General features: G+C 44.2%; 25 protein-coding genes and 1 tRNA gene. 12 read left to right on the forward strand and 14 right to left on the reverse strand.

Translation table 11 applies throughout. The features are described from left to right. Positions 1 to 69: 69 nt before the first annotated feature. Positions 70 to 2625: a CHAT domain-containing protein gene (locus tag NIES208_RS12075; protein ID WP_075893091.1), complete on the forward strand. Its 2556-nt coding sequence runs from the start codon at positions 70 to 72 to the stop codon at positions 2623 to 2625. Here NIES208_RS12075 and NIES208_RS12080 read toward each other — a convergent pair. From NIES208_RS12080 to NIES208_RS12090, 3 genes are all read right to left on the reverse strand, one after another. Further along, positions 2622 to 2993, reverse strand: coding sequence for a hypothetical protein (locus tag NIES208_RS12080; RefSeq protein WP_075893093.1), 372 nt, complete (start codon positions 2991 to 2993; stop codon positions 2622 to 2624). The two genes, NIES208_RS12075 and NIES208_RS12080, sit on opposite strands and share 4 nt — an antisense overlap. A 90-nt stretch (positions 2994 to 3083) precedes the next feature. Then, positions 3084 to 3677, reverse strand: a complete 594-nt coding sequence (locus NIES208_RS12085) for a ribonuclease HII (RefSeq protein WP_075893095.1) — start codon at positions 3675 to 3677, stop codon at positions 3084 to 3086. Beyond that, a complete protein-coding gene (locus tag NIES208_RS12090) occupies positions 3677 to 4558 on the reverse strand; it encodes a tetratricopeptide repeat protein (protein ID WP_075893097.1) in 882 nt (293 codons plus the stop codon). The genes NIES208_RS12085 and NIES208_RS12090 overlap by 1 nt, the downstream gene beginning before the upstream one ends. Positions 4559 to 4730: 172 nt before the next feature. Here NIES208_RS12090 and NIES208_RS12095 point away from each other — a divergent pair, with 172 nt between their 5' ends. Then, positions 4731 to 5966: a DUF790 family protein gene (locus NIES208_RS12095; protein ID WP_075893099.1), complete on the forward strand. Its 1236-nt coding sequence runs from the start codon at positions 4731 to 4733 to the stop codon at positions 5964 to 5966. Between the two features lie 21 nt (positions 5967 to 5987). Here NIES208_RS12095 and NIES208_RS12100 read toward each other — a convergent pair whose 3' ends face one another. Further along, a complete protein-coding gene (locus NIES208_RS12100) occupies positions 5988 to 6572 on the reverse strand; it encodes a cyclic di-GMP-binding domain-containing protein, MshE-related (RefSeq protein ID WP_075893101.1) in 585 nt (194 codons plus the stop codon). Between NIES208_RS12100 and NIES208_RS19690 the strand changes: the two genes are divergently transcribed. Then, positions 6571 to 6705, forward strand: coding sequence for a hypothetical protein (locus NIES208_RS19690; RefSeq protein WP_282956456.1), 135 nt, complete (start codon positions 6571 to 6573; stop codon positions 6703 to 6705). The genes NIES208_RS12100 and NIES208_RS19690 overlap by 2 nt on opposite strands. Before the next feature lie 460 nt (positions 6706 to 7165). Then, the gene (gene menA / locus NIES208_RS12105; protein WP_075893103.1) at positions 7166 to 8113 is read left to right on the forward strand and encodes a 2-carboxy-1,4-naphthoquinone phytyltransferase; all 948 of its coding nucleotides are present in this window, start codon (positions 7166 to 7168) and stop codon (positions 8111 to 8113) included. Positions 8114 to 8181: 68 nt separating this feature from the next. On the opposite strand, the gene NIES208_RS12110 is transcribed toward menA, so the two are convergent. The 3 genes from NIES208_RS12110 to NIES208_RS12120 are packed head-to-tail and all read right to left on the reverse strand — an operon-like array spanning position 8182 to position 9695. Then, positions 8182 to 8673: a YajQ family cyclic di-GMP-binding protein gene (locus tag NIES208_RS12110; protein ID WP_075893105.1), complete on the reverse strand. Its 492-nt coding sequence runs from the start codon at positions 8671 to 8673 to the stop codon at positions 8182 to 8184. A gap of 43 nt (positions 8674 to 8716) precedes the next feature. Beyond that, entirely contained in the window at positions 8717 to 9151 is a 435-nt protein-coding gene (locus NIES208_RS12115) for an MAPEG family protein (protein ID WP_075893107.1), read from the reverse strand. Between the two features lie 40 nt (positions 9152 to 9191). Then, positions 9192 to 9695, reverse strand: a complete 504-nt coding sequence (locus tag NIES208_RS12120; RefSeq protein ID WP_075893109.1) for a DNA recombination-mediator protein A — start codon at positions 9693 to 9695, stop codon at positions 9192 to 9194. Positions 9696 to 9839: 144 nt separating this feature from the next. On the opposite strand from NIES208_RS12120, the gene NIES208_RS12125 reads away from it, so the two are divergent. Together NIES208_RS12125 and NIES208_RS18620 are read left to right on the forward strand one after the other, a co-directional pair. Further along, a tRNA-Val gene (locus NIES208_RS12125) sits at positions 9840 to 9913 on the forward strand. Positions 9914 to 10080: 167 nt separating this feature from the next. Beyond that, positions 10081 to 10884, forward strand: a complete 804-nt coding sequence (locus NIES208_RS18620) for a transposase (protein WP_139325047.1) — start codon at positions 10081 to 10083, stop codon at positions 10882 to 10884. A gap of 418 nt (positions 10885 to 11302) precedes the next feature. On the opposite strand, the gene NIES208_RS12140 is transcribed toward NIES208_RS18620, so the two are convergent. Continuing rightward, positions 11303 to 12178 (reverse strand): energy-coupling factor transporter transmembrane component T family protein, encoded by an 876-nt coding sequence (locus NIES208_RS12140; protein WP_075893115.1) that lies wholly within the window; start codon positions 12176 to 12178, stop codon positions 11303 to 11305. Between the two features lie 126 nt (positions 12179 to 12304). Here NIES208_RS12140 and NIES208_RS12145 point away from each other — a divergent pair, with 126 nt between their 5' ends. Both NIES208_RS12145 and NIES208_RS12150 read left to right on the forward strand, forming a co-directional pair. Beyond that, a complete protein-coding gene (locus NIES208_RS12145) occupies positions 12305 to 13159 on the forward strand; it encodes a universal stress protein (protein WP_075893117.1) in 855 nt (284 codons plus the stop codon). Positions 13160 to 13722: 563 nt separating this feature from the next. Then, on the forward strand, positions 13723 to 14838 hold the full coding sequence (locus NIES208_RS12150; protein WP_075893119.1) for a SpoIID/LytB domain-containing protein: 1116 nt from the start codon (positions 13723 to 13725) through the stop codon (positions 14836 to 14838). A 216-nt stretch (positions 14839 to 15054) separates the two neighbouring features. On the opposite strand, the gene crtH is transcribed toward NIES208_RS12150, so the two are convergent. The 5 genes from crtH to NIES208_RS12175 all read right to left on the reverse strand — a co-directional run bounded on the left by crtH (position 15055) and on the right by NIES208_RS12175 (position 21005). Next, positions 15055 to 16596, reverse strand: a complete 1542-nt coding sequence (gene crtH, locus NIES208_RS12155; RefSeq protein ID WP_075893121.1) for a carotenoid isomerase — start codon at positions 16594 to 16596, stop codon at positions 15055 to 15057. 98 nt (positions 16597 to 16694) lie between these two features. After that, entirely contained in the window at positions 16695 to 17549 is an 855-nt protein-coding gene (locus NIES208_RS12160; protein ID WP_075893123.1) for an ATP adenylyltransferase family protein, read from the reverse strand. A 47-nt stretch (positions 17550 to 17596) separates the two neighbouring features. Beyond that, positions 17597 to 18790: an ABC transporter ATP-binding protein gene (locus tag NIES208_RS12165; RefSeq protein WP_075893125.1), complete on the reverse strand. Its 1194-nt coding sequence runs from the start codon at positions 18788 to 18790 to the stop codon at positions 17597 to 17599. Positions 18791 to 18841: 51 nt separating this feature from the next. Then, positions 18842 to 19726, reverse strand: a complete 885-nt coding sequence (locus NIES208_RS12170) for a tetratricopeptide repeat protein (protein WP_075893127.1) — start codon at positions 19724 to 19726, stop codon at positions 18842 to 18844. 211 nt (positions 19727 to 19937) lie between these two features. Further along, positions 19938 to 21005 carry a hypothetical protein gene (locus NIES208_RS12175; protein WP_075893129.1) on the reverse strand — a complete coding sequence of 356 codons (1068 nt, stop codon included), beginning with the start codon at positions 21003 to 21005 and terminating at the stop codon, positions 19938 to 19940. A gap of 201 nt (positions 21006 to 21206) precedes the next feature. Here NIES208_RS12175 and NIES208_RS12180 point away from each other — a divergent pair, with 201 nt between their 5' ends. Together NIES208_RS12180 and NIES208_RS12185 are read left to right on the forward strand one after the other, a co-directional pair. Then, positions 21207 to 21839 carry a Uma2 family endonuclease gene (locus NIES208_RS12180; RefSeq protein WP_075893131.1) on the forward strand — a complete coding sequence of 211 codons (633 nt, stop codon included), beginning with the start codon at positions 21207 to 21209 and terminating at the stop codon, positions 21837 to 21839. Positions 21840 to 21868: 29 nt separating this feature from the next. After that, complete coding sequence (locus NIES208_RS12185; protein ID WP_075893133.1) at positions 21869 to 22405, forward strand: Uma2 family endonuclease; 537 nt, start codon at positions 21869 to 21871, stop codon at positions 22403 to 22405. 41 nt (positions 22406 to 22446) lie between these two features. Here NIES208_RS12185 and NIES208_RS12190 read toward each other — a convergent pair whose 3' ends face one another. Continuing rightward, entirely contained in the window at positions 22447 to 22869 is a 423-nt protein-coding gene (locus NIES208_RS12190) for a DUF29 domain-containing protein (protein WP_075893135.1), read from the reverse strand. Positions 22870 to 23000: 131 nt separating this feature from the next. Here NIES208_RS12190 and NIES208_RS12195 point away from each other — a divergent pair, with 131 nt between their 5' ends. Together NIES208_RS12195 and NIES208_RS12200 are read left to right on the forward strand one after the other, a co-directional pair. Further along, the gene (locus NIES208_RS12195) at positions 23001 to 23267 is read left to right on the forward strand and encodes a ribbon-helix-helix domain-containing protein (RefSeq protein WP_075893137.1); all 267 of its coding nucleotides are present in this window, start codon (positions 23001 to 23003) and stop codon (positions 23265 to 23267) included. Then, entirely contained in the window at positions 23264 to 23575 is a 312-nt protein-coding gene (locus NIES208_RS12200) for a type II toxin-antitoxin system RelE/ParE family toxin (RefSeq protein WP_075893139.1), read from the forward strand. The genes NIES208_RS12195 and NIES208_RS12200 overlap by 4 nt, the downstream gene beginning before the upstream one ends. Position 23576 lies beyond the last annotated feature (1 nt).

Here is a 23576-nt window from a genome sequence, read left to right on the forward strand (position 1 = left end):
TAATTTCTATCAAACCCTCTCCTCCTACTTTTTTCCAGTTTTGTCCTGTACTGAGTTCAAGGATACTCAATGATTTTATCTATGCAGATCCATGACACACTTTCAGAAGATTGGGCAAGAATCCAAAATTATTTGGGTAACGCTTATTTTGACCGTATCGTTGGCGATCATATAGAAAATATTGAAATAGCTATTTCTGCTCATAAAAAGTCTCTCAGTATTTTTACTCATAAAACATCTCCAGAAGATTGGGCAATTGGGCAGATGAATTTAGCAAATGCTTACAGAATTCGTCTTAAGGGTGATTATTCAGAAAACATTGAACAGGCAATAGTGACTTATAAAAAAGCTCTTAAAGTATTTACCTATAAAACATTTCCAGAAAAGTGGGCTGCGACTCAGAATAATTTAGCTGCTGCCTACAATAACCGAATTGATGGTGATCGTGAGAAGAATATTGAACAGGCAATAGTGACTTATAAAAAAGCTCTTAAAGTATTTACCTATAAAACATTTCCAGAGAGGTGGGCGATGACACGACATAATCTAGGCATTGCTTACCATTTTCGTATTCAAGGCAATCGCACTGATAACTTAAGACTGGCAGCGACTAATTATTTTCAAGCTCTTGAAGTTTATACCAGTGAAGAATTTCCTCAGCAATGGGCAAGTTCCCAGTTTCATCTAGTTAATGTGTGCTCCGAGTTCTATGCAGATAATCCTGCATTTAAGGAATTTACTATATCAGGCTATCTTCGTGTCCTTGAAACTTACACTCGTGAGGCATTACCTGAACATTGGGCAATGACCCAGCATAATTTGGCGACTACTTACACGAAATATAACAATGTCGAACAAGCAATCAGCTGTTATCAAAAGGCTTTAGAAATTTACACTAAAGATAATTTCCCATTAGACTGCTTGAAATCTGCAAGTAATCTTGGAAATCTTTATTTCTTCACAAAACAATGGTTCAAGACTATTAGTTCATATCGGCTTGCAATAGATGTAATTGAAAATTCTCGTAATGTTGTAATTAGCGATCGCCGCCGCCAAGAAATTATTGCTGAGTCTATTCAAGTATTTGCAAATATTACTCAGAGTCATATTGAACTAAATCAAATTGATCAAGCTTTAATCTATGCTGAGCGCAGTAAAGCCCGTAATGTAACTGAACTGCTCGCTAGTCGTGAGCTTTATCCAAAAGGTGATGTTGATCCAGAAGATATCGAAAAGCTAAAAGAACTTCGTCGCCGAATTCCAACCCTAGATCGTCAGTTACAAGTCCTCGAACAATCCAATCGCAACGATACTAATCCTTTGACTCAGCAAGCCCGTGAACAGATTTCTGCTGAACTCAAACAAGCCCGAATCGAACTCGACAAAGTACTCGAAAAAATCAAGCCTATCGACCCGACTTTTACACTTACCCAGACCGTTCAACCCATCACCTTTGGTGATATTCAGGATTTACTGGATGACCAGACTGCCATTGTGGAGTGGTACATCACTTCAGAAAAAACCTTCGCTTTCCTCATCACAAAAAATCAAACTCAACCCATTCTCCACACCGTTAAAACTGAAACTATAGCAGGTGCTGTTCAACAATATTTAGAGCTGTATGACCAAACAAAACGTTTTACCGATTCGTCCGCAAAGGAAGAATTAGAAGCAGTCTGGATCAACCTCCGTGAAGCCCTTCAACTCGACCAAATCCTTGAACAACTCCAACAATTTAATCTCACCAAACTAATCCTCATTCCCCATCGCTCCCTGCATTTTCTGCCGCTCCATGCGTTGCCCCTAGTCGATGATAGTTGCTTACTGGATAAATTTCCTGCTGGGGTTAGCTACGCTCCCAGTTGTCAGCTCCTGCAAGTTCTTGAACGCCAAGAAAAACCCACCAACAAAGATCACTTTTTTGCGATTAAAAATCCCACCGAAGATCTACTCTTCTCAGAGTTGGAAGTAGAAGCTGTCAGTGACTATTTCCAAGAAGTCGATATCCTTGACCGCGATAACGCCTCAGAAACGAACTTCCGCACCCATACCAACTTAGAAAAAATAAGCCATCTCCATTTCTCCTGCCACGGCACATTTAATTTTCAGTCACCCCTCAACTCTGCCCTTCTCCTCAACAAAACCGCGAATGAAGAAGATAACCGCCTGACCCTTGCAGAAATTTTTGAGCTAAATTTGCCCAACTGTCGTCTTGTAACTCTCTCCGCCTGCGAAACCGGAATTACTGACTTAAGCTCTCTCGGTGATGAATATATTGGTTTACCCAGTGGCTTTATCTATGCCGGAGCCTCCGCTGTCATCAGTAGTCTTTGGCCAGTAAACGACCTAGCCACAGCAATTTTGCTTATTAAAACCTACCAAAACCTCAAACAAGATTCCCTTCATGTCGCCGTCGCCCTTAACCAAGCTCAACAGTGGATGCGTACCCTGACCCCAGAAAAAGGACAAGCATTTATCGATAGCATCACACCCATTGTGCAGCGAAGATTGCCAGAGAAAAAAGTCCAACTTTTCCTAATTTCACTCAAGGGCGTACTTCTCAAACCAGAGTCTGATTATCGACATCCTTATTACTGGGCAGCCTTTACCGTCGTGGGAATCTAAGTCCGAGTCGAGCACCATTTTTTTACACCTTTTTTTGCGACATACAGCACAATCGGTGTGGCGATCGCCGTCGGAATTTGACCAGCCGTAGCTAGACCCGCCACTGCCGCAGTCAGTAAACCTCCCATGAGGTCATCCATAAAATCCTCGTCGCAAATGATGTGACTAAAACCCTGAATATATTTATCTATTGGTCTCTCGTCAGCCCGCGTAATATTTATGCCGAACTGCGGAGCAAGAGCGCTGATCGCCTGCTCGATATTGCCATCACACAGTTCAATTACGTCTAATGTTGATAAACTCTCAGGAACTTGATCGAAAGATCCACGCAATTCAGCAATCTCTTCGGTAGTAAGGACTGTAGCCATAGATTAATGTTTAACCCTATTTTTTCTCAGGTTATCACCACTCACTCAACACGAAAAAAAGATATGGTGGCGATCGCCCAATTACGCTAGCTAATCCAGTTTTAGAGAAAGCTGTTTGAGTTCTTTGATTTTGAAAGATTGGCGATGTTCCGACGTTAAACCATACTGCAAAATTGCTTGGCGATGTTTCTTTGTCCCGTAGCCTTTATTGCTGGCTAAATCGTATTGAGGATAGGTCTCAGCTAACGCGATAATTTCTTGGTCTCGGGCTACTTTTGCCAAAATACTTGCGGCGGCGATCGCCCCGGATTTAGCATCACCCTTCACCAACGCTTCTTGGGAATAGGCAAAATTGGGAATCAGTTTATTGCCGTCAATCAGACAGTGGTCGGGTTTGATTTTTAAATTTTCTACGGCTCGACCCATTGCTAAAAATGTGGCTTGCAGGATATTAATCTCGTCAATTTCTGCTACAGAAGCTGAGGCGATCGCCCAATCAGTCACGATGTCTTTAATGTGCGGAACCAGTAATTCTCGTTTTTTTTCAGAGAGCTTTTTACTGTCCTTAACGCCAACATCCCACAATTGTCGTTCTTGCTCTGGCGAAATCACGACAACCGCAGCAAAAACGGAGCCGAATAAACAGCCCCGTCCCACTTCATCGACACCTGCAATTAATGGCATTAATCAATATGCAACGCATCGTATAGATCGTTTAAATCGTCCCAACGAGACATTTTCCAGAGGGGCGCAAAGCAGATTTCGTCTTCTGCTTGGGGGAAAAAAACTTCTGGGTCAAGCTGAATCGCCGCTTCTAGGCTATTAAAAGCCTCATGGAAATCACCGATTTTCGCGAAGCAATAGGCCTGTTCGTACCAAGTATCTGCATCTGCGGGAATATCAACAAGGGCTTGTTCAAAACATTCAATTGCGTCGTTGTACTGTTCTAATTCTTCTAAGATGCGACCCCGTTGATACCAAGCCCAAAAGTCACTGGATTTCGCTTCGAGGGCTCGGTCATAGCTTGTCAGGGCAACTTCCGGTTGTCCCCATTCCCGCAAGGCATCTCCGCGGCGATACCAACACCAATAGTCGTGAGGACGTAGCTCTAGAGCTTGGTCATAATGGGCGATCGCCCGGGAATAACGACCTAATAACCGCCAACATTCACCCAGACGGTAGTTGCACCAATAGTCCTCTGGATGGGCTTTAATTGCTTCCTCAAAACAGGCGATCGCCTGATCATAATTTGCAAGTTTTTCCATGTAGAGGCAACCCTGATCGTACCAAGACCAATAATTTTCAGGGGAAATGTCACAGGCGCGCGCATAACTGTCAATCGCCTCGTGGGGCAAGCCTAATTTTTCATAGGCCATTGCCTGCTTGTACCAAGCCCAATAGTCGCCGGGATGATATTCAATGGCACGGCTAAAACACAATAGAGCTTCATCAATATGCCCTGATTGCCAACGAATATTACCCTGTTGATACCAGCCTTGATAGCTATCAGGACGGCACTCAAGGGGTCGGTAGGTGGTGCGTTTCGCCGTCAATAAGTTATCCATCGAAGATCTTTTTAGCCAGCGCTCTAATTTATATTAATAATGTTTATGTTAACGGATTTACATCTTGGGATAGAAGCTCAAAATCTTAGCTTCGTCGGAAATAAATCAGCGAAATTTAACATTAACCTCTCAAAATACTGGGTCTCTATTTTGGTAACAAAAGTTACAAATTATGCTACCTTCTGATCTGCTATTACATCGTCGCCAAGGGGAGTCTCTCGTCCCAAAACATTTATCCCTCTCAAAGTCGGCGATCGCCCTTGCAGCGGAACTCATTCAATGTTTTGAAGATTGTCGCGGGGAGCCAAAAAAAATCCTACAGGAGCGATTATTGGAGATTGAGGGGGAAAGTACGGATTTTAAAGTGAAACGGGGTTTAGCCCATCTCCTCAAAAATCATTTTTCAACGTTTGAAATTGTTAGTCCCCTCGAACCAAGTTTATTGCGAGAGAAAGTTTTTACGGCATCCTGTGGGGGCTTGCCTATCCCAGATCGAAAAATGCAGGTATTAGAGGCGATCGCCACCGAATTAAGTAAAGCTCACGAACGGGAAATTTTTCCCCATGATGTCGCAGAAGGATTGTACGCAGACTTACCGGAAAATCACATTCTCACTGAATTCGATGCACCGGAACCTAAGGCACTAATTCATCGCTACAACCTTTCCCAAACCCAAGGCATTTTTTATAAAGCAAATTATTTGATAATCCATGCCCACCGCAACGATCCGGGTGAATATAAACTGCTCTTTCGCTATCTCAAACTCTTTCAACTAATGACCTATATCGAAGGCGAGGCAGAGACAGGTTTTACGATCACCATTGATGGTCCCACCAGTTTGTTTAAGCCCAGTACTCGCTACGGTTTGGCGATCGCCAAAATGCTGCCAGCCTTGCTGCACGTGAGTAAATGGCAGCTCGAAGCCCAACTGCAATACAAAGATAATTACGCCAATACCATTCGCAACAGTAAATTCACCCTCGACGACGACTGTGGCTTGGTCAGTCATTATCCACCGGGCAAACCCTACGATAGTATGCTCGAAGCGTCCTTTGTGAAAAGCTGGCAAAAACTCCAAACCGAGTGGCGACTAGAGCGAGAAGTCGACTTGATTCCGTTGCCCGGTAGTGTGATGATTCCAGATTTTCGCTTGGTGCATCCCGATGGGCAGGAGTTTCTGCTCGAAATTGTGGGCTACTGGCGACCAGAATATCTCCAGAAAAAATTCTCTAAAATTCGCCGTGCCGACTACCCAAACTTGATTGTCGCTATATCAGAACGCCTCAATCTCCAAAAAGCAGGTGTCAATTTCAAAGAACTACCCAATCACCTTATTTGGTTTAAACAAAAATTGGCTGCCCGCGAAGTCCTCAAAATACTCGATGGGCGATCGCCGTTCAAGGAATAAAGCTCGCTTCAAGCTAGTTCACTAAATCCAGTTAATTTCAACTTCCTGCTTTGGCTGTTGCGATGGTGCCGTTTGATATTGTGGCTGAGTGCTGCTGCCTAGGGTGTCTTTTGCTGTCAAGGTTTGTTCTTGAGGCGTTGTTTGGCGATAGTTTTGGGCAAGGGTCTTTTTCGCTGCATCAAGTTGCGAACTCCCTTGGAAATAATGATCACTGCTCGTCGAGCCAGACCCAGTATGTTTGAGAAAAAAGTCAAGGGTGCGCTGGGAAATATAGCCTTTCAAAACGGCTAAAGAGCCAAAACGCAAATGATTGACCCGCTGCTCTTCGAGAATCTGCTGGATCTGTTCTTCGTCAATAAGTGCCGCTTCTGCTAAGCATTCTCCAAGGAGGGGGCGTTTATTGTGCATCGGTGCACCGTTCTGAAAAACATTGCAGAAAAAATCAACTGTTTGCTTCGAGAGCCACCCGCGCGTCGCTAAAATGTCGCCAAAGCGCATATCTTGGTAAACCTGCTGGTCGTAGAGTGCTGTTTGCAGTTGACCTTCAGAAATGAGTCCTGCTGAGGTGAGAAGTTCGCCGATGGGAGCTGGGTTGTTGTTGGTCATGGTGTGCATCTACCTGTTTGAGAAAGTTGTTGGAGAAAAAAACGGTTTGGGGGCTAGAGCTCGTCGCTACGATGGGGAGGCGATCGCCTTTGAGCCTTGCGGGGAATTTTCTAAACTTAAAACTTCGTCTTAATCCAGTTATCCGATTAATCCAGTTATCCGAGGTTTTTTTGAAGTATTTGTAAAGCCCATGTGTCACTTTACTAAAAAAAAATGACCTAAATCAGAAAATCTTTACAGAAAATTCATGAAGCTTTCGTAATTATAACAATTGTCCTTACTACAGTTCTCTCTACATTTTTAGGTATTTCCCTGAAATATGCGGTAGTCCGCTGTACAGAAATCAGCGATTTTTTGATGGCTACTAGGGTTTTCGTGCTTTAGGGGTAGCTGCTCGCTGTGTTTTTTTTTCAAAAGTTTTGTTGTCAAGGCGAGGGTTTCTCTTTCCTTATTATCGGATTTCGTTTTGCTTATTTATGGGGTTGATGGGCTGCCATGCCAGATTTTTTATGACAGGAGTGTGAAGCATATTGTGCTGTTGGAGAGGAAGTTGAGATACACTGCTTTGAGAAATTTGGCTCATGTAGGAAAGAATGCTCACTGATAAAACAGCTTCCCCAGCAGTACCTGCTCAAAGGTTATGGCTAGCGGCAATAAAACCGCCGATCTATACGGTGGCTATTACACCGATTATTGTGGCGACGGCTGCTGCCTATGGTGAACTGGGAGTTTTTAATGGGTTGCGCTTTGGGCTATTTCTGTTTGCTGCGGTTTGTCTAATTGCTTGGATGAATTTGAGTAATGATGTCTTTGATTCTGATACGGGTATCGACATTAATAAAGCGTCTTCTTTTGTAAATATCACTGGCGATCGCCAACTGATTTTTTGGCTAGCCAATGGTTTCCTCGCACTGGGGTTAGGCAATGTTGCGCTCATTAGTTATCTCCAGCAGGATTGGACAACGCTAGGTTTGCTTGGTCTTGCGTCGGCGATCGCCTACACCTATCAAGGGCCACCCTTTCGACTGGGCTATTTAGGCATCGGCGAATTAGTCTGTTTTATTGCCTATGTGATCACCGGTTTAGGCGTGTTTTATAGCCAAGCTGAAACCCTTACGCCCAATGCTTGTCTTGCCTCGATTTGGGTTGCCCTCACCACGAGCATTATTTTATTTTGCTCCCACTTTCACCAAGCAGAAGATGATCTCGCAGCGGGCAAAAGATCTCCCATTGTGCGCCTTGGTACGGCTCGTGGTGCAGAAGTTTTAACCTACAGTCTTGTTATGGTTCTCCTGTTTACTTGTGGTCTAATCGCCCTCGGCATTTGGTCGCCTTGGATGCTCATTAGCTTCGGTAGCGCGCCCTTTGCCCTGCAACTGATCAACCATGTCCGTACCAATCACGCTGACCCGGAAAAAGTAAAAAACGCCAAATTCTTCGCCGTAAAATTTCACTTCACCAGCGGCATACTCTTGGCGATCGCCTACATTTTGTCCTACTACGATCTCAGCTTTCTCAGCGTGACCGGCTTAACCTATTAACAGTGACCAGTAATCCGTAAAATCAAATTTCGAAACCGATATCTGATAACTGATAACTGATAACTGATTCATCGGTAATTATTAAATTGAATGGGCATCGGAAAATCGAGGTCGCGGATGGCCTGCATCACTGCCTGCAAATCATCTTTGGATTTACTCGAAACCCGTACCGAATCCCCTTGAATGGAAGCCTGTACCTTTTTAAAATCAGTTTTCACCATTTTGGTGATTTTTTTTGCGTCATCCTTAGAAATACCACGGCGCAGGGTAATCACCTGACGAATTCTGCCACCGCTCGCCGATTCCGGATCGCCATAATCGAATAGCTTCGGCGATAGACTGCGCTTAACAGCCTTTGTCACCAAAATTGTTTGCACCGCATCCAACGTAAAATCACTCGCCGTGTTAATGGTGATCGTGTCTTCGCCTAGCTCAATGGTTGTTTTTGTATCCTTCAGATCGTAGCGAGTTTTCACATCACGCAGGGCCTGATCGATAGTATTGACTAACTCTTGGCGGTCAAAGTCACTCACAACATCAAAGGAATTTGTAGAAGCCATAGACGAATAACGAGGTTAAATAGATTTACGTTGGATTTTGATTTTACAGGTTTTGGACAGCTGCGACGCTGAGGGAAAATAAAACGATGTTACAGAGATTCGCGACACCAAACATCATCGAACGCAGCGGGGCAATATTTGCAATATAAAACACTGAAAATAAAGCACGCGCAACACAAAAGGCGATCGCCGCATAGATTGCTAAGGGAGAATCAACCCCTGTAGCCACTGCAGCGAGGGAAGAAGCACAGTAAACAATTAACGCTTCAAAACCATTTTGGTGAGCCCAATTAGCTCGTTTCGCATAGTCCGGTAAAGACTCTGTATAAGCACGGGGTTTCTTAAACATTTCCATGCTATTTTCCATTTCTTTCGCCATTTTGACACGGGCGATCGCCGTGACGACATAGGGGGCATAAGCTAAAACCACTGCCCCAATTAACGAATAAATCAATACCGTGGTAACCGATAAACCCACAAGCAAAACCTCACAAAAATTCTTCGGTTAAAAGCTTAACCTAATCAAAATAGAAGAGGGTGACAAGTTTCCGTTGTTCTTCCGCTTCCTTACAAGTTTGCAGCAACGTATCGCTATCGTGAAACGCAAAACAAATAAGCTGTTGGCAGCGGGAAACAATTTCACTATTGCAAAGGGCGCTCGCTTCCCCAAGGCTCAAACTATCATTCTCAGAATGCTCAACGAGATGAACAACCTTTTCCAGCTGTACCCGCGATTCGCGGGGTTGACGAGCCAAGCTCTGGGGCAAAATAACAGTTAAAAGACTAGAGTCCGCCCGCATCACGCCTTTAATTGCTGCCGAATTGGTGCCTGTTGCACCCGATGTAATAATCCGATTTCCCCCAAGGGCAAGGGCATAGCTCATCATCTCAATCAGATGTTGATGGGTGATGGGGACATGGCGCGTACCGAGAAGAGCAATACGTTTGGAGCCCGTTTGCTGAATCGCAGCAAGCTCTTGCGCCAAGGTATCAAGGGTCGGAATATCTAGGGATTGACTCAAAGATCGTAGGGGACTTGGTAGCCTGAATAACCGATGTCATTCTAATCAAACATTCATCATAAAGCAATCCTTAATTTTTTATTTGCTTAAATATCTTGCCAATTTATCTTAGTCACTGCTATATTTAAATCTTGTTTGCGACCCGGACGTATAGCTCAGTTGGTTAGAGTACATCGTTGACATCGATGGGGTCACTGGTTCGAATCCAGTTACGTCCATTTTACTTATTACAAAACATTTAGGCGATTGATTGCGCTGGCTCCAGATTGGTGCTTGTATCTTTACTCATCGGCAGAGCAGAAGTAGGTTGGCACATCGCCAACTAATGTATTTGATATTCTGCAGGGGATGGGTCTTTATTTTATGTTAAAAGGTGGTGCAGCTGATGATGCTATATAAGAATACATATCGCATTGCATCAGCACGTTTAAAGGGCTGGGATTATCGATCTAATGGATTTTATTTCATCACTATTTGCACCTATGACCGTCAACATTTTTTCGGGGAGGTGGTTAATGGCGAAATGCAATTATCGGCGATCGGTGAAATTGTTGCTCAGGAATGGATCAAAACCCCACAAATTCGACCATATGTAATACCAGATGAATGGGTGGTGATGCCTAATCATTTTCATGGGATCGTCGCCATTAATAACGGATTCTCTGCTGATGTACAGACGTTCCGGCGGAACGTCTCTACTCATCCAACCCGCCGGAACGTCTCTATTCATCCGACCTGCCGGAACGTCTCTACTCATCCAACCCGCCGGAACGTCTCTATTCATCCAACCCGTCGGAACGTCTCTATTCATCCGCCCCTTATCCGTAGCCGATCGCCATCCCATTCCAAAAAATTTATTAATCCCCATCCCTCTATATCGCCATATATCCGGCGATCGCCCCCCAAAATTTTCAAACCTGCATCTCCCTCTGTACAGACGACCCAACAACATACCCATAACGCAACGGGATTAAAATCCAAATCATTGGGCGCAATTATCGGACAATTTAAATCTGTATGTACTAAACAAATTTGGCAATTAGGATATTCTGATTTTCGATGGCAATCGCGGTTTTATGACCACATTATTCGCGACGAAATTGCATTACATCGCATTCGCCAATATATCGCTGATAATCCTCAAAAATGGCATCAAGATCGTGAAAATACCGCAAATTTATATATGTAATAGTCAGGGGAATACATGGTGAAATTCACTACGCCCATCTCTACGGTACAAGGAAAGATAAATATCAATTCTTCTCAAAAAAATATCGCCAAAAATACAGGCTTTATGGAAATCAAAAGCCAATTATTTTTTATGTATTAATCCCTCAAGATCTTGATTTACTTAATAAGTATGAGTAATGCTTTAAAATCACTAATGCATGCTTATTAATGTTTTAGGTTTCCCAACTCGTAAAGACTAGTTTATTATTGATCTGGATAGGGAAAGTTTATGTACGTGTAATGGATAAAATGAAGATCTTTGTCACTCCATCAATATGTCTTATCAACGGCGATCGCCTTATTTTTTCACCGAAAATATCAACACTTTGCTATTGATTTTTAGCATCGGACACAACCGGAATGTTCAGCGGAAAATATTAAAGTAAACGCATCCCGAACAAAATACGACAGTACCAAAAAGGAACGAGACAAAACAAAAAGATCCAATCCCATATGTGAAGACGCAGTTGATGCCATTGCACTTGATGTCGACTAGGCGTTGTGAAGCCACGAATGTCCATTGCTGTCGAGATTTGTTCGGCACGCATGAGCAAATTTTCGAGAAGTTTTTCGGAAACCATTAACCATAATTGAAAGCCTTGTTTTAAACCTAGTTTTTTCCAGTTAATTGCACGGGTTCGCACAGAGCGAATCAGGTTTTGGATTTCTTCTAAAACTAAAGGAATGAATCGCAGTGAAAGGGTCAGGGTTAAAAGCGTCTCGGTAACGGGTAATTTAAATCGTTTCAGCGGCGCAAAAATATATTCTAAGCCTGCTGTAATCTCTTCTGAAGCGGTAGTGAGTAGATATAGATTTGTGCTGTAGAGTAAGGTGAAAATTTGGCTACTGAGACGAATCCCTAGATCTAATTTGAGACGGGTGACTTTAATAAAGTTGAATTGCCACATGACATATTCGTAGGGCTGGGCGATCGCCACATCTTCAGCAGGCAAACGAGGCTGATGATCTAACACTAATCCATCCGGCGCAACCAACGTCATTACAAAAAGAACGACGCAAAAAAGTAAGAGTAATCCCATTTGCTGTTTCCAGACTCGCAGTGGAATCCGTGCCGTGAGCGTAATGAAGATCAATAATCCAACCAGTCCTAAACGCCAAGGGTTGTTCGCCAAAATTGGGGCAATGAGAAATGTCATCAACCAAACCAACTTGGTACGGGGGTCGAGACGATGAAGCCAAGTGCGAGGCTGCTCCAAATACAACCCAATCGGTAGCGACCGCATTAAATCCATCGCAAATAAAATCCCTTAAAAAGACCGTTTCTATTATGTAATATCCTTTAAAATTTCCAACCGACAGAACGGAGTATGCTGGATCTAAAGCATATAAAAGCCATTAAGAAATATAAACATCGTTCCATGATTAGAAAAATTCTTTTTGCAGATTCTGGTACGGGGCAAGTCCAAGACATGCTCAAAAACCTCCTCAAGTTGCCAGCGTTTCGTGACACTAGTGTCAACATTTTGCACGTTGTCAAGAAAAGTCTCACGCCAGACTCTGAACAGAGCGGCTATGAAGAAGGGGGCAAACTACTGGCCCAAGCTATCCAAGATCTCAAGCTCAACCCTGAAAATGTCAACACCATTTTGAGGCAAGGTGATCCAAAGGATGTTGTGCGTGCTGTGGCTGAAGAAATTGACGCAGACTTAATTTTGATGGGGTCACGCGGTCTCAAGCGCCTCCAATCAATTTTGTCGAACTCTGTTAGTCAGTATGTTTTCCAGCTTACAAATCGTCCGATGCTTCTCGTGAAGGATGATATTTATGTCCGCACTCTAAAAAAAGTGATGGTGGCGATCGATAAGTCTGATGCAGCGATGTATGGTCTAAACCTTGCTCTACAAATGGTGCGAGATTATCCGGGCTGTGAAGTTGTTTTGTTGCGGGTGAACCCGGATTTGCCTCCTAATTTAGCGCTTTCCCAAGCAGATATGGATGCTAACCCCACCCTTGAACCGGCGATTAAGCTCGCGAAGCAAATGGGTGCAAAGTATCGCACCCTTGTTGTTGGTGGCCGCCCTGGGGCCACAATTTGTACTGTTGCTGGAGAACAGGATGTGGATCTTCTCGTGCTTGGTTCTCCCGATCGCCGTCCTTCGATTGCCAAAACGTTGCCGGACTTGGATCGTCTACTCGGGACTTCTCTGTCGGACTATGTGCGGGTAAATTCGCCTTGCCCAGTGTTGCTGGCACGTACTGAAACATCTCAGTAGTTTGAGAGTTTGAGTCGTTGCTTGATTTTTTAGCTATCCATTGAGGCGATCGCCCCAACGGATAGCTATCTAAAATGGCAATTACATATGCCCCTTCCGGAAGCAAGGCTGTTCTAAAATCCCTGAATCACAACAGATAGGAAGGGTTAAAGATGGCTTCTCGGCGCAGGATAGAGTCTATGGGAATCCCTTGCCTGTTAGAGGGATAAATTATTTTTAAAATCCATTCAAAATATTTGAAATTATGATGCGTAGATATTTCTAGGAAAGCTTTTGCAACAGGCCAAGATAATTCGAAATCAAAAAAACATGGGTGAAATTGGGTCATCATCAGCGTTGTAAGCTTTGCAAAATTGATTTTTTGGATTGAAATGCCAGCAAAAAAAGTGGGGTTTACGCCGGAAATGTTGCCTTAATCCATAAAGACCCCTCAAATTTCATGCTAAGTTTGTCCGATACATAAAAAAATTGTGGAACAAATAGAGAGAGAATTGAATCTCAAAAGTACACATTAGGTGCATAAAACTTGATTGCTACATTCCCTGTTGATTTCTATTGTGTTTATGTTTAGACCCTTGCAAAGGTTGGGCGGATATCCTTGGTTGGTATCGGGTTTATTATGGCTGGCAATGCTAGCTCCGGCTCAAGCGGCGGTGGATATGCGTATTGCTGTGACGAAAGCTGCTTCAAGAGTGCAAGTCGGTAGCTCAACGAACGCTTTAGTTAAAGATGGGCGTGGCCAAGTTCTTGGTGAAATTTCTGCGATGAGTGCTTTCAATGTTGGTAAGCAAGGAAATCAACTTGCTTTTGAGCGTTGGCAAGCTGGTGAACTGTGGATTGAACCGAAAAATGGTGGCTACGTCTGGATCGGCGATCGCTGGTATCGCGGTAAATCACAAATCAGCATCAAAGACGGCGGTGTTTTAGCCATTAACCACGTTGATCTAGAAGAATATTTATATAGCGTAGTCGGCGCAGAAGCTATTCCCAGTTGGCCACAGGAAGCCTTAAAAGCCCAAGCCGTTGCAGCTCGCACCTATGCCCTGAAAAAACGTACGGAAAATGCTCGTAATCTGTATGATCTCGACACAACCACGGCGACACAAGTTTATAAGGGTCTAAATACGGAGTACAGCACAACCCATGAAGCCGTAAAAGCAACAACAAATCAGGTCATGACCTACAATGGCGACGTGATTTTGGCAGTTTTCCATGCCTCTTCTGGTGGCCATACAGAAAATGTTGAAGATGTTTGGAGTCGTCCTCTACCTTATTTACGTGGTGTTGTGGACTACGACCAATCTGCTCCTGTTTATCAATGGGGTAAAAATATTTCCGCTAGCCGTTTAGGTCAGCTTGTTGGTGGTGTTGGTACAGTTCGACAAATTATTCCCCAGCGTAAAACCCCTCAAGGCCGGACGGTCTCTGTCAAAATTGTCGGCGATCGCGGCTCAAAAAACATTAGCGGTGACCAACTCCGTAAACTACTAGACCTTCGTAGCACACTGATCAGCGCAACAATTCAAGGCGGTAACGTTTACATTTACGGCAAAGGTTTTGGACACGGCGTTGGCCTAAGCCAATGGGGAGCAAATGGTTTAGCTCAAAAAGGTATGAACTACCAAAGTATTCTTCAACATTACTATCAGGATGCCAGCATATCCCGCTTATCTAAATAAGATAACAACTTGCGCCATGTGTCATTAATTGAGTGTCATTAATTCAAGGGTAATCCGATCATCAAGGCCGGCAAGATGACTACAAATGCCTTGGGTGTTAAGGGTCGGGGTTTGTCAAAAGGCTTCGTTTACTTCGCCACAATTGTATAAATCCCCGACTTTCTGGTTTTAAGCTTACTCGCTTTGACTGTAGAGCTGTAATTTAATGGTCGAGAATTAATGATCTAGCTCAGTAGCGACTTTGTGGGCGCAGGCAAAGCCAGAGAAAGCGACGGCATTGAGGCCTTGGCCGGGGAAGGTACTGTCACCAACGCAATACAGGCCATCTATTTCTGTTTTGTTGATCTTTGGCCATAGATTATTGAGGTTAAACATGCCGAGCAGACCCAATAGTTTTTTCTGGGGGATCGGGCCATAGGAACCGTCAACACGTCCAAGAAATTTACGGTGAGTGCGGGGCGTACCGATTTCTTGATAGTCAAGTTTTTCGGTAATACCGGGAAAAATAGCTTCTAAACGATAGATTAATTTACTGGCGGCTTCGTCTTTTTTTGCTTTGTATTCTTGGGGTGATAAGCCTTTCCACTCGTCAATAAAACTAGGGGTAAAGGTATGGATAATGTGGTGATCTTTCGGGGCAAGGCTGGGGTCAAGGAGGGTGGGAATGGAGACAAAAATTGTGCCTTGCTCGTCTTCTAGGTTTTGCCAGTCCTCTAGGAGGATGTGGTGACAATCGGTATCTTTGGGGAGTAAATCCGCTTTGACACCGAGGTGGAGACTAATAAAGCTGGGGGATTTTTTGTAGTTTTGCTCCCATTTTTTCTCGAATTTTGGTTTGTTGTCACTGGGCAGTAGTTTTTCAAAGGTGTCCCAGCGGGTGGCATTGGAAATGATTTTTTTTGCTCGGAATGTTTTGCCATTAACGGTTTCAACGCCTACGACTTTATTGTCTTCCATCAGGATTTTGTAAACATTGGTGGAGTATTCGATTTTACCGCCGTGATTTTCTAATCCTTCAACGAGTTTTAGGGCAATTTGACCGACCCCGCCTTCTGGGTAATTAATGCCGCCGTAGTGGCGATCGCTGAAGACCATACCGGCATTGATCATTGGTGTGAGTTCTGCGGGAACGACTGACCAGCAATAGCATTCCATGTCGATAAACTTTAATAGCTCTTCGTCTTTGATATGGCGACGGGCGACATCGCCAGCATTTTGGGGTAAATATTTGAGGAGACCAAGGCAGGATAAAGGCTCTTGGGTAAAGACTCGCAGTAAGTATTTAATTTCCTCAAGGGAGAGGAGTTCCATGCTGTTCAGGCAATTAAATACATTCCAACATTCGCCATAAAATTTGCGGATGCCTTGTTCTTCGTGGGGGAAACGGGTGATTAATTCTTGGAGAAATGCTCCGTAGTCACGGTGGACACGGATGTTGAGATCGTTGGGCAAATGGTAATTAATTTGCACAGGGTCGGGAATGGTCTTGATTTTCATGTCTACTGCGTCGAGGGCACGGGTTAAAAGGTTAGTTGTGCCCTGTTCGCCAAATCCAAAAATCATGGAGGCACCGACATCAAAGCGATAGCCTTCCCGCTCGAAATAGCCGGCGCTGCCTCCGGGAATTAGATATTTTTCGAGGACAAGAACCTTGATGCCTTTGGCTGCGAGTTGTGTCGCTGTCACTAATCCTCCAATGCCGGAGCCAATCACAATCACATCGTATTCTGGAGAGGAAATTTCAGCGGTGGCAGTCATTTTTAGGTTAATGTCCGAGCTAGTTAACAATTCTCAATGATTGATAGTTTACCGCTATTCATTTTCAGAAAGGAAGATCGCTTGCTAAAATTCGTGCTTTATTGAGGCTGGGTAACTTGGGCGAGTAGTTGAATTGGGGTGATTTTTTTCAGGAATTCGAGTTGATGGCGATCGCGCACGAGTAAGGCTCCGGCAAATCCGAGGGAGTTTATGGAGATCTGTTGGTAACAATCTTGGGTACGGTGAATGAGCATCATCCAGCGCCGGGTGGCCAATAGGTTATAGGGTTGGGTTTGTTGGCCGGGGGCTAGGGGCTGATCGATAAAATTTAGATATTCCAGCAGGCTTTTGTATATTTCAAATAATGTTTGTCCGTCGTAATTTGTCGGGATTGGGGCGATGCCATGATGGAAGGGAAAAATATTGAGGCTTGTGGGTTGGGATTCTGGAAAATCAAGGGCGGCGATCGCCGTTTCGATGGGCACAGAAAATTGATTCAGCGCACCTGAAAACGGAATGAGCTGTAGATGTTTGTGGGGTTGACTTGCTCCCGCTGCTTTTCCCGCATTATAAAAAGCTAAGCCATCGAGTTCCCCCATACAGGTTGCGAGGGCTTCAAAGTCTGGCTGCGTGATCCAATGTTCTTGGGATTGAAAATCACGGGTAATAATCAAAATATGATGGTCAACCACATTAAATTTATTGAGTAGGCAGACATGGTGCGCCGATAGATCCGCCACGAATAAATCCTTTTCGTAGGGCAAAAAGGGATTTACTTTTTTTTTGACTTGCTTTTTTTGATAGGTTTCTTTTTTTTCGAGTTTTGCAAGGATTCTGACGACAAACGGAATATCTTGATCGACAACAATTTCTTGGGCAGTGGTTAGGGAAAGCAATGCACCCAGTTCTTTGGCGCGAGTCGTCGTTTGTTGGATTTGCTCGAAAAGAGACATTATTTTTGAAGGTTAAAAGTCGAATAATTGAAAAAGTAAGCTAAAAACTACATCGCCAAAAGGGATAGCTCTGTGTCTGGATCGAAGAAATGCAGATTGTCTAAATCCAAAGATAGCCACAGTGATTGTTGGGGCTGGTAAATGTCCTGAGGCTCGGTGCGGATGCGAAAAGTGGTTGTGGAGATTTCTTTGAGGTGGGTGGTCAAAAATGTATCGTTCCCTAGTGCTTCGACCACATCCACAATCACTTCAATATTTTTGGTGGCGGCGGGACTGACCCGTAAATGTTCTGGACGAATGCCGAGGAGTAGCGATCGCCCTTCATAGGCTTGTAGAGGTTCCCGCCAAAATTCAGACACAGTGCAGCGAAATTGGGGATGTTCAATGACACCATTCGGTAATACTGAAACTTCTAAAAAGTTCATGGGTGGCGAGCCGATAAACTCCGCCACAAACCGATTCACGGGACGGTTGTAAACCTCTAGAGGCGGCGCAACTTGGAGAATCGTGCCCTTCTCCATCACGGCAATGCGATCGCCCATGGTCATGGCTTCGGTTTGGTCGTGGGTGACATAGATGGTTGTAATGCCCAGTTGTTCTTGTAGCTGGACGATCTGGGTGCGAGTTTCGCTGCGCAATGCGGCATCGAGGTTTGATAATGGCTCATCCATCAAAAAAACTTGGGGATTCCGCGCGATCGCCCGACCGAGGGCAACCCGTTGTTTTTGACCGCCTGATAGTTGTTTCGGCAAGCGGCTAAGTAAATGATCGATTTGTAGAAGACGGGCAACCTGTATAACTTTCTCGCGAATTACTTTTTCTTGGGGAGGCTGGTAACGTAAGGGTTTTGGGAAAATACCCGTTACGCCCCGCCAAACATTTTGCCAAACGTTGGTATTCGTCTCTGCCGTCGGCATCCGTCGTAACCCAAAGGCAATATTGTCATAGACATTGAGGTGGGGATACAGGGCGTAATTTTGAAACACCATGGCAATATCCCGCGCCTTAGACGGTAAATCATTGACTGGGCGATCGCCGATACGAATGTCACCAGCCGTTATCGTTTCTAAACCCGCAATTAACCGTAGCAAAGTGCTTTTGCCACAACCAGAGGCTCCCACAAGCACCACAAATTCACCATCTTGAATATTAAGATTAATCCCGCGCAAAACCTGAGTGATTTTACGAGTGGAGCGATCCGCAAAAGATTTCTGGATATGATTGAGCGCAACCTGTGCCACGGTGATTTTTCCTGCGTCAGAAACGATGCTTATGGTATCGCACCATTGTCCCTAGGGCTCCATTTCTTCGGGTTGGAAGGCTCTTTCGGTCAACTCTTCAAAGACGGCTTTGAGTGACGGTGTCGCAAAAACTATTTCCGTTGCTTGGAGCAGATTTTCACCCCAGAGATTTTCGTCTAGAAATTCGATTTCACCGTAGCGCCCGTCTAATTCTAAAGCTTCGCGGGCTAGCGTTAAACCTTCTTCTTGATTGCCCTGCATGTAGGTGGCCACCGCCACGGCTAGTTGCGGCTCTGCCATGGATGGGTCGATTTCAATGGCCTGTTGCCATTTGTCTATGGCGGCATCGATTTTTCCTTGCTCGTAATAGATTAAGCCAATATTATTGAGTGCTGGCCAAAAATCATCTTGTAGGTCCAGGGAACGCTCATAGGTGGCGATCGCCGCCGCGTAATCTTTCAGTTTTAGTTGTGCATTACCGAGGTCAAAAAGTACTTCGATCGATTCATCACCAAGGGCTAAAGCCGTTTCTAGTTCCGGAACTGCAAGCTCATATTGACCACTTTGGAAATAGGCCGCACCAAGAATACTGTAAATGCCGCTTTCACTAGACTCTATACTTTCTGCCCGTTTGAGAATGCGAATCCCTTCTGCAAACTCCCCTTCTTGCACCAATAACGTTCCGAGGATATACCAAGCTTCAAAGCGATTGGGCACCAGCTGGGTGGCGAGTTTTGCCCGGGGAATTGCCCACTCGAACTGTTGAAAGCGAGACAGCTGAATGGCATCTTCAATGAGCCTGAGACCCTGTTCTTCTAGTTGTTCTTGGTTAAGATCTTGCGTCAGTGGTAACGTCGCCTGTGATCTCACAGGAGTCTCGGTCATTAAAACACTCGCACAAGCCCCAAGGGCAATTAACCAATGATGTCTAGGCACAATTCAACTCTTCACAAAAAACGACTGGGATTTTTAGTCTAGCGACTCGTTAGGCAAAGTGACGAGAATTTTACCGAATCGAGTTCCTTCTTAAGACATTAAGGGTTTCTATTCCTTTCCTTCTTCTTCAGGAAAAGAATCGCTAACTACAGCTTTGACGGCGATCGCCCTCACCATCACCATGGACTTTCTCGTATTTTTTTAAATACCTTTAAAGACCAGATAATCGCACTTGGTAGGGAATTTCCTCGACCGAAATATTATCTAAATCCCAGTCAGCATAACGCAGCTGTAAACGCTTTTCTCCAGCGTATTCCACTAATTTGCCACCATACAAACGTGCATCTGTCCCTAAACTTTGAATTTTAATTTTGCCGTTAAACACAGTGGCACGGGCAAGGTAAATGACTAGATCATCCCGCGACGGACGATTAACCGTTGTACTGGCAGTCAGGTGAGCTACGCCCCGTTCGTCTAATTCTTGGGCGATCGCCATAGCCGTATTCCGGATCCCTCGAATCGCCACAATATGGGCAGCCACAGCCATCGTGATATCCACTTTTTTTGTATCAGTGAGGATGGCATTATTAGCGAGAAAGTGAAAATTTTCCTCACCAAGATCGTTGCGAACCCGGCGGTGAATGGGATTGTGAGGAGAATATTGGCGTAATGCCCCCACAATGGCACCACAGGCGTTACGGGGTTCTCGCCAGGGGGATTCACGGGTTTTGCCATAGACCTGTTTTTCATCTTGCCGCAAACGCCCCACATGGGTTTTTAGATCAATCCCCACAAGGGAAATGGATTCGGCATTACCTTCATAAACGCGCCGTTTTAAGTTTTCATCGAGTTCATGGGCAACGGTCACATGGGCTAAGGTTTCACCGTCATCGGTGCCGCCGCCCGCTGGGAAAAAAGCTTCTAGTTTTAATTCGCCAATCTCCGAGAGGGTCGCAAATCTGGAGGCAACGACATCTCGATAACGTTTCGTGGCTTCTCCTTGGTGAATGCGATCGCCGCAGTTGGTATAGGCCAAAGTGGTGACAACACTCGGTAGGCTCAAATCCGCACCACAAGCCTTCATATCAGTCATACTTGAAGCCGCAAATTGCAGTTCATCCCGTAGCAGTTGTAGGCCATTAATCAGGGCATAGCGATCGCTGACCAGCTCATTGAGGTAGTTATGGTAGGCATTCCGCTCCATGCCAAAGCTTGCCCCAAGTTGCCAAAATTTTTCAATCCTTGCCTCGGTCGGCGCAGCGTTAAACGGTAAAGTCATAAAGGTTCTGGGGGGAATTCGGTTGAAGTGATTCGAAAAGCGACTTCATGACTGATTTTAATGCAGCTCTTTTCATTGGAACTATTTAATTTCCTAAAGATAACAGGGCGATCGCCGTGGCGAGAAACGGCTAGGCTATGAATCTTCTGAGTGATTTTATGCCATGAATTAACATAGACAAGAGACGCTAGGGAAATAGCCATGACCGTTGCCACAATCCCATTGGAGTTGGAAGCTGGACAAAGAATTAGTCTCAATCCAGTATCTTGGTCGCGCTTTGAGCTGATCCTTGAACAATTAGGTGACTCTCGCTCAACCCGCATTGCTTTTGCTGACGGAATTTTAGAGATTGTCGCTCCTTTCCCAGAACACGCACGGACAAAAGTTCTTTTAGCAGATTTAGTGAAAATTATGCTTAAGGAACAGGGGAAAGCATGGGAGCCTTTCGGGTCAACGACGCTCAGAAAATCTAGGATGGCTGCGGGTGTAGAGCCGGATGATTGTTTTTATATCGATAATTATGAAGCGGTTATTGGCAAAAGTAGAATTGACCTAGACATTGATCCGCCGCCAGATTTAGCTTTAGAAACTGATCTCACTTCAAAGACAACTGTTTCTGCCTATGAACAATTGGGTGTGCCGGAACTTTGGATTTACGAGAAGCATCAGCTGAGAATTTATCTCTTGGAAAATGGCAAATATTCTCCAAGTAACCACAGTAATATTTTCTCTGAGTTTCCTGTGACAGACTGGATATCGAATTTTATTCAACAAAGTTTATCGAAGGGAGTCAGTCAAGCTTTGGAAGATTTCTCTCAAATGTTTAACAGCTAAAATTAGACTAACTAAATGGCGAGAAAATTATGGTCGCAACACCGATTAAGTTATCTCTCAAAGAATTTTTAGCGGCTGATTATATTGAGGAGTCTCCGGCGTGGGAATATCTCAATAATGGTGCGGTACAAAAGCCAATACCCAAGTTTCGTCACTCTATTTCGCAAAAACGTTTATTGGCAGCTCTAGTGGCGGCGGAACCTGATTATCTTGCGTTACCGGAATTGCGTTGTACGTTTGGCGATCGCTCGGTTGTTCCTGACATTTCAGTTATTGCTTTTGAGAAAATTCAGTTTGATGAGTTTGGGGAACCAGAAGAGAATTTTTTACTTGCTCCGGATTGGGCAATTGAGATTTTATCGCCATCTCAGAATATGAGTCGGGTAGTAGATAATCTGCTCTATTGTTTGCGTCACGGTACACAGCTAGGCTGGTTAATAGATCCCGGCGATCGTTCAATTCTTGTATTTCGTCCTCAACAAGAACCGCAAATTTTTCGCGGAGACGAACTCCTTCCTACTTTACCCACAATAAAGGTTACTTTTACTGCGCGGTCAATTTTTTAGTGGCTCCAAATCCGGCAGACTCATAAGGCGATCGCCTTCTTTTATGCAGCCTCTTTTAGAACTTCGGTAAGAGAAAATGGCATTTCTTGAGGAAAGGTGTTGATCAATTTTCCTGTTTCTTTTGCAGCATCACGACGAGCACGACGATAATACTTTTCCACCCACTCAGGATCTTCCAAAAATCTTTTGAGACTTGGCATATCTTCAAGGGCATCTTGAATTTTGTCACGGCAATTTGAAATGGTAATGTCCCAACTTTTTGTTCTTTTTTCTGGTTGATATTTGCACTTGAGTAGGTGCATCATCAAAACTTGCAAGTAACTGCCTAAAGCCCGTTGTTCACTCCGCCCCAAAGCCTCAATTTCCTCAACCAAATTTTCGAGATCTAGCTTTGTCCACTCTTGCCTTCTCAAATAACTAGCCTGCTGCTCTGACCATGCAACAATATCTTGCTCGTACAACATCGTTTAGCTCCGGTCGCGATACAACAGGATCTTAGCTGCTTTTTAATAGCTCAGTAATAACATGCGGCGATCGCCTCAATAATGGCTTTCAAATATTTTCTATAATCAAATAAATTCTCTTCGGTAACGACATGGAAATTACCTTTCCACCAGAAATTCAGGCTTTTATGCAGCGTCAGGTCAAAAATGGTAAATATGCTGACACTCCGGCTTTGATTTTTGCGGCTCTAGAACTATTACAAAAGCAAGAAGACATTTATCAAGGACGTTTACTTGATCTGCAGCAAGAAGCTCTCATCGGTTGGGATGCGCTCCAAAAAGGTGAAGTAGTTGACGGAGAGGAAGGTCTAACTTCAATTCGTGATCGTCTACGGATTAAACATAGTCCAGAATCATGAGCCAACGCTTCCGTCTGACAAAACCTGCTCTTCAGGATATTGAAGAAATAGCAGATTACTTGGCTCGTAATATTAACCTTACTCAAGCAGAAAATTTCTTAGATAAACTCAACCGAAAATTAAACAACATCGCTAAGTTTCCTCACTTAGGGCGTCAGCGAGACGAAATTCTGCCAAATATTCGTAGTCTACCTCTCAGTAATTATTTGATTCTTTATCTGCCAACCTCCGAAGGCATTGATGTTTTAAGAGTCGTGAGTGGATATCAGAATTTAACTAATTTGTTTGAAGACTCAAGCGATGGCTGAA

The organism is [Limnothrix rosea] IAM M-220 (assembly GCF_001904615.1).
Classification (GTDB): Bacteria; Cyanobacteriota; Cyanobacteriia; order Cyanobacteriales; family MRBY01; genus MRBY01.

Coding starts and splice junctions, on each gene's coding strand:
- NIES208_RS12075 (WP_075893091.1), top strand. CDS start 70: ATGATTTTATCTATGCAGATCCATGACACACTTTCAGAAGATTGGGCA.
- NIES208_RS12080 (WP_075893093.1), bottom strand. CDS start 2,993: ATGGCTACAGTCCTTACTACCGAAGAGATTGCTGAATTGCGTGGATCT.
- NIES208_RS12085 (WP_075893095.1), bottom strand. CDS start 3,677: ATGCCATTAATTGCAGGTGTCGATGAAGTGGGACGGGGCTGTTTATTC.
- NIES208_RS12090 (WP_075893097.1), bottom strand. CDS start 4,558: ATGGATAACTTATTGACGGCGAAACGCACCACCTACCGACCCCTTGAG.
- NIES208_RS12095 (WP_075893099.1), top strand. CDS start 4,731: ATGCTACCTTCTGATCTGCTATTACATCGTCGCCAAGGGGAGTCTCTC.
- NIES208_RS19690 (WP_282956456.1), top strand. CDS start 6,571: ATGGTGTGCATCTACCTGTTTGAGAAAGTTGTTGGAGAAAAAAACGGT.
- NIES208_RS12100 (WP_075893101.1), bottom strand. CDS start 6,572: ATGACCAACAACAACCCAGCTCCCATCGGCGAACTTCTCACCTCAGCA.
- menA (WP_075893103.1), top strand. CDS start 7,166: ATGCTCACTGATAAAACAGCTTCCCCAGCAGTACCTGCTCAAAGGTTA.
- NIES208_RS12110 (WP_075893105.1), bottom strand. CDS start 8,673: ATGGCTTCTACAAATTCCTTTGATGTTGTGAGTGACTTTGACCGCCAA.
- NIES208_RS18620 (WP_139325047.1), top strand. CDS start 10,081: ATGATGCTATATAAGAATACATATCGCATTGCATCAGCACGTTTAAAG.
- NIES208_RS12140 (WP_075893115.1), bottom strand. CDS start 12,178: ATGGATTTAATGCGGTCGCTACCGATTGGGTTGTATTTGGAGCAGCCT.
- NIES208_RS12145 (WP_075893117.1), top strand. CDS start 12,305: ATGATTAGAAAAATTCTTTTTGCAGATTCTGGTACGGGGCAAGTCCAA.
- NIES208_RS12150 (WP_075893119.1), top strand. CDS start 13,723: ATGTTTAGACCCTTGCAAAGGTTGGGCGGATATCCTTGGTTGGTATCG.
- crtH (WP_075893121.1), bottom strand. CDS start 16,596: ATGACTGCCACCGCTGAAATTTCCTCTCCAGAATACGATGTGATTGTG.
- NIES208_RS12160 (WP_075893123.1), bottom strand. CDS start 17,549: ATGTCTCTTTTCGAGCAAATCCAACAAACGACGACTCGCGCCAAAGAA.
- NIES208_RS12175 (WP_075893129.1), bottom strand. CDS start 21,005: ATGACTTTACCGTTTAACGCTGCGCCGACCGAGGCAAGGATTGAAAAA.
- NIES208_RS12180 (WP_075893131.1), top strand. CDS start 21,207: ATGACCGTTGCCACAATCCCATTGGAGTTGGAAGCTGGACAAAGAATT.
- NIES208_RS12185 (WP_075893133.1), top strand. CDS start 21,869: ATGGTCGCAACACCGATTAAGTTATCTCTCAAAGAATTTTTAGCGGCT.
- NIES208_RS12190 (WP_075893135.1), bottom strand. CDS start 22,869: ATGTTGTACGAGCAAGATATTGTTGCATGGTCAGAGCAGCAGGCTAGT.
- NIES208_RS12195 (WP_075893137.1), top strand. CDS start 23,001: ATGGAAATTACCTTTCCACCAGAAATTCAGGCTTTTATGCAGCGTCAG.
- NIES208_RS12200 (WP_075893139.1), top strand. CDS start 23,264: ATGAGCCAACGCTTCCGTCTGACAAAACCTGCTCTTCAGGATATTGAA.